The sequence below is a fragment of the Conyzicola sp. genome, from assembly GCF_046714715.1.
Taxonomy (GTDB): Bacteria; Actinomycetota; Actinomycetes; order Actinomycetales; family Microbacteriaceae; genus Conyzicola.
In genome coordinates this window covers 1-4,833 of record NZ_JBKKAD010000195.1, presented here as the reverse complement: position 1 = coordinate 4,833, position 4,833 = coordinate 1, and the positions used below count along the sequence as shown (strand labels likewise).

General features: G+C 70.8%; 4 protein-coding genes, 1 tRNA gene and 1 pseudogene. All 6 read right to left on the bottom strand.

The window, feature by feature from the left end:
• Positions 1 to 404 (bottom strand): annotated as a pseudogene (locus tag ACLQ6X_RS15610) (hypothetical protein); the annotation flags it as partial.
• A 131-nt stretch (positions 405 to 535) separates the two neighbouring features.
• Positions 536 to 608 (bottom strand) — tRNA-Asn (locus ACLQ6X_RS15605).
• Between the two features lie 67 nt (positions 609 to 675).
• The gene (locus ACLQ6X_RS15600) at positions 676 to 1,653 is read right to left on the bottom strand and encodes a lactonase family protein (RefSeq protein ID WP_411701074.1); all 978 of its coding nucleotides are present in this window, start codon (positions 1,651 to 1,653) and stop codon (positions 676 to 678) included.
• Complete coding sequence (locus ACLQ6X_RS15595; RefSeq protein ID WP_411701073.1) at positions 1,653 to 2,645, bottom strand: D-isomer specific 2-hydroxyacid dehydrogenase family protein; 993 nt, start codon at positions 2,643 to 2,645, stop codon at positions 1,653 to 1,655. The genes ACLQ6X_RS15600 and ACLQ6X_RS15595 overlap by 1 nt, the downstream gene beginning before the upstream one ends.
• Positions 2,642 to 3,490, bottom strand: coding sequence for an ATP-binding cassette domain-containing protein (locus tag ACLQ6X_RS15590; protein WP_411701072.1), 849 nt, complete (start codon positions 3,488 to 3,490; stop codon positions 2,642 to 2,644). The genes ACLQ6X_RS15595 and ACLQ6X_RS15590 overlap by 4 nt, the downstream gene beginning before the upstream one ends.
• Positions 3,491 to 3,493: 3 nt before the next feature.
• The coding region (locus tag ACLQ6X_RS15585) for a dipeptide ABC transporter ATP-binding protein (protein ID WP_411701071.1) at positions 3,494 to 4,833 on the bottom strand (1,340 nt) is incomplete at its 5' end.

Here is a 4,833-nt window from a genome sequence, read left to right as displayed (position 1 = left end):
CCGATGGCGATGGCGAATGAGTTGTTCGGCGGACGGTCGGGGCCGCGGGCGAGCAGCAGGTCGGCTCCGGCCGCGGCCGCCTCGTTCGCGACGACCGGGCCGGGAAACCGGCGCGCGCCGATGAGCGCGACGGGGCCCACGAGCGCGAGGGCGAGCGGCGCCAGCAGGTCGGCGGGCGCGACGCCGGCGAGGTCGAGCCGGCTCTGCACGCGCCACTGCACGAACACGGCGGGCACCTGCACGAAGAACGAGATGACGACCGGCAGCCAGAGCCGCACCCAGCGCGGCGAGCGGCCGGAGAAACGCCCGGCGACGAGTTCCGGATCCCACGGTCCATGCCAACCGGGTTCGCCGAACGCGGAGTGTCTGAGCTTCCGAGGGCGGAAGCCTCCCGAAGCCTGCATAGGGCGAGTGTATTCGCGTGGCCGACCCGTGGCATCCGGTGATCGGAGCGAACCGCGTACTCCCCGGGGAGTAGGCGCGGCGGTTAAGAAAGAAAAGCCATGGAGGGTGGAGCCCCACATGGCTTTTCTAGCTCCTCGACTTGGACTCGAACCAAGAACCTACGCATTAACAGTGCGTTGCTCTGCCAATTGAGCTATCGAGGATTGGCTGAAACAGCTTGGTAACTTTATCAAAGGTTTTAACGCGTCATGAACACAATTTGGCCCGTGGTCACGCTTTGAGCAGAAAAATCGGCGAAGATACGCGGATCGGGGCCGAAATCAGCCCCGGAATTCCGTTCTCGCCGATTCGGAAGGTCGCGACCGTGTTCGAGCGTTCGTGCGCCACGTGCATCACGTCGCCGTCGACGAGGTGGTGTCGAGGCCAGTCGCCCTCGGCGTCGATCCAGCCGGCGGGCCGCAGAACGCCGCCGTCGACCTCGATGATCGAGATGCGGTTGCTGCCGCGCAGCCCCGCGTAGACGAACCGGCCGTCGGCGCTCGTCGAGAGGGCGGCGGCGTGGTCGCCCGGCTCTCCCCCGGCGAGATCGACGGTGGCGACCACCTCGAGCCGGTCGTCGAGAGCGGTGAGGGTGAGGCCCAGTTCGCCGAGAACGAGAACCAGACCAGACGGATGCCGCAGGAAATCGCGCGGCCCCGTTCCCGCCGGAAGTCGCAGCGAACCCGTGCGGGTCAGCCGGCCGCCGGCCAGGGCGTGGGAGTGCAGCTCGTCGGTGCCGAGGTCGGCGGAGAGGATAGTGGTGTCGTCGAGGGCGAAGGTGGCGTGAGCGTGCGACGCGTCCTGCGCTGGGTGCGGGCCGGTGCTGCGGGTGCCGGCCGTGCCCTCGACGGTCTGGGCGAGCGCGAGGGGCTGGGCGTCGAGCACGCCGAGCCGTCCGTCGACGTAGCAGGCCGCGACCACGGTGTCGCCGTAGCGCGCCACGTGGCAGGGAGCGGAGCCGCCGGACTCTGCCGTCGCCACCCGCTTCAGCGCGAAACCGCCCGCCCTGCGGTACGCCTCGATGCGGCCGGTCGCCTCGCTCGCGGCGTAGACGAGGTCACCGTGGGCGGCGAGGAACGACGGCGAGTCCGCCGCGGCCGCCGTGCCCAGGAGTTCGAGCGAACCGTCGGGGAGGCTGCCGAGGGCGGCGATGCCGTCGGCGGTACCACCCATGTCGGCGGTGTACGCGCCGACGAAGAACAGGGACATCAATAGCCGGCGGCCACGTCGACGATGCCGACGAAACGGCCGGTGTCGTGCAGAGCCTCGACGTTGGCGCGGATGCGGCCGGCGAGCAGCGGGTCGACCATGTCCTGCGTGTCGGCCGAGTGCGAGGTGACGATGCAGCGCGGTTCCGCCCAGAGCGGGTGCCCGTCGGGCAGCGGTTCGGGCTCGGTGACGTCGAGGCCCGCCCCGTCGATCTCGCCGGCGGCGAGGGCGGCGACGAGCGCGTCGGTGTCGATGAGGGCGCCCCTGGCGATGTTCACGATCACCGAGCTGGGCTTCATGGCGGCGAACTCGCGGGCGCCGAACATCCGGGCGGTGTCGCTGGTGCTGGCGGCCGCGACGATCACGACGTCGGCGTCGGGCAGCACCTCGAGCATGTCGGCGGCCGCCACGGTGCGGCCCGCGCCCTCGACGGGCGAGGAGGAGCGGCGCACGATCGTGACGTTCGCGCGGAACGGTGCCAGCAGCCGCATGATCTCGACGGCGATGCCTCCGGCACCGACGATGACGACGTTGCGACCGTAGAGCGAGACGCCGGTCTCCTCAGTCGCCCAGCCGGTGGCGTGCGCCTTCTGTGGCAGGCCGCGCAGAAGCGCGAGGGTGAGGGCGAGCGCGTGTTCGGCGACGGGCTCCGAGTAGGCGCCCTTCGCGCTGGTCCAGAGCGGGAAGGTCGAACCGGCGTAGCCCGCGAGCAGGTCGGAGAACGCGTCGACGCCCGCCCACGGCAGCTGCACCCACTCGATCTTCGGGTGGGCGTCGAGCACCGCCTTGAGTTCGTCGGGACGCGACGCGGTGAGCCAGACGACGCCGCGGGTGTCGGCGGAGAGCTCGGCGACGGTGCCGCCGCCCGCCTCGATCGCGTCGGCGAACAGCTGCCGGTGCTCGGGCAGGATGGCGATCGGCCCCGGCGTCGGCCGCCGCTCGTTCGCGAGAACGTCTGCGTTGCCTGCTGCGGGGTCGATGTGAGCCGTCATGCGGAGAGGTTCCTCGCTTTAGAAATGGTGCCGAGGTCGCGCGCCTTCGCGAGGCCTTCGACGTAGGGGTGGCGGGCGGTGTCGAGCACGTGGTCGATCTGACCCTTGCCGACCACGGTGCCGCGGTGCATCACGAGCACCTGGTCGGTGACGCGCCGCACCTCGCCCGGGTCGGTCGTCACGACGAGCGCCGAGAACTGGCGTTCCGCCTGCAGCTCGCGGATCACGTCGAGGATCGCGCCGCGCACGGTGGGGTCGATGCCCGAGGTCGGGTCGTCGGCCACGAACAGCGCCGGTTCCAGGATGAGCGCCTGCGCCATGGCGACGCGTTGCGCCTGACCGCGGCTGAGCTCGTGAGGGTACCGGCCCAGGATGCCGAGCGGCAGCCGCACCGAATCGACCATGGTCGCCACGGCCTCGCCGGCGTCACGCTGGTTGAAGCGCCGATCGCGGGCGTAGATAGGGGCGGCGACATTCTCGGCGACCGTCAGGCGCGCGGAGAGGCGAGAACCGGCATCCTGAGCCAGATATCCCACCCGCAGGGTCAACAGGTCGCGCTTGCGGTCGGTGATGCCCTTCATCGTGTAGCCGAGCACGCGCAGCGTACCGCCGTGGATGATCGGCGAGCGGGGTTCGCCCGTCTCCGCGGCTCCGGCCACCGCGGCGGCCAGGGTGCTCTTGCCCGACCCGGTCTCGCCGACCACGGCCAGGATGTCGCCCTGCGCCAGCGTGAGGCTGACCCCGTTCACCACGAGGTCCTCCGAGGCGGGCCGCCGCGAGGGGTAACGCATCGACAGGTCGCTCGCGAAGATCGCGGGCGGAACGGGGACGGCGCTCTTGCCCATGGCCTAGTCGGCCGCCTTCAGTACGCGCAGAGCCTCCCGGCGCTGGGCCTGCTCCGCGGGGTCGGGAACCGGAAGGGACGCGAGCAGTCGCTGGGTGTACGGATGCTGCGGAGAGCCCAGTACCTCGGAGCCGGGCCCCTCCTCCACGAGTTCGCCGCGGTAGAGCACAGCGATGCGGTCCGCGAGCATGTCGACGACCGCGAGGTCGTGGCTGATGAAGAGTGCGGCGAACCCGAACTCCTTCTGCAGCTCGGCGAACAGCTCGAGTACGCGTGCCTGCACCGACACGTCGAGCGCGCTCGTCGGTTCGTCGGCGATCAGCAGCGTGGGCTCGAGCGCCAGCGAACGGGCGAGGCTCGCGCGCTGGCGCTGGCCGCCGCTGAGCTCGTGCGGGAAGCGGTCGCCGAAGCTCTTCGGCAGCTGCACCGCCTCGAGCAGCTCGTCGACGCGGGTGCGGGCCGCGGCCGCGTCACCGGCGCGCTTGTGCACGACGAGCGGCTCGGCCACGGCCTGCGCGATCGTCAGCAGCGGGTTGAAGCTCGACGCGGGGTCTTGGAAGACGAAGCCGATGTCGCTGCGCACCGGCTTGAAGGTGCGCTCCTTGATGCCGAGCATCTCGTGGCCGAGCACCTGCAGCGAACCGCCGGTGATCCTGGTGAGGCCGCCGATGGCGCGGCCGATCGTGGTCTTGCCCGAACCGCTCTCGCCGACGAGGCCGAGAACCTCGCCGGGCGAGATCGAGAAGCTCACCCGGTCGACGGCGCGGAAGCCGCTGAGGCCGAGGCGGCCGGGGTACTCGATCACCAGGTCCTTCGCGACCACGACGGGTGCGGCGGCCGAGGCGGTGCGCTCTTCGGCACGGGCGGCCGCGCGGGCGGCTCCGGAACCGAGCCGCGGAACCGAGGCCAGCAGCTTCTGCGTGTACGGGTCTTGCGGACGAGCGAACAGCTCGACGGCCGTCGCCTCCTCGACGACGTCGCCCTGGTACATCACGACGACGCGGTCGGCGAGGTCGGCGACGACGCCCATGTTGTGGGTGATCAGCAGGATCGCGGTGCCGAACTCGTCGCGCACGCGGCGCAGCAGGTCGAGGATCTCGGCCTGCACGGTCACGTCGAGCGCCGTGGTGGGCTCGTCGGCGACGATCAGTCCGGGCTCGAGCACGAGCGCCATGGCGATGACGACGCGTTGCTTCTGCCCGCCGGAGAACTGGTGCGGGTAGTAGTCGACGCGGTTCTCGGGGTCGGGGATACCGACCTTGCCGAGGATCTCGATCGCCTTGGCGCGCGCCTGCTTCTTCGTGTACTTGCCGTGGGCGCGCAGTCCCTCGGCGATCTGCCAGC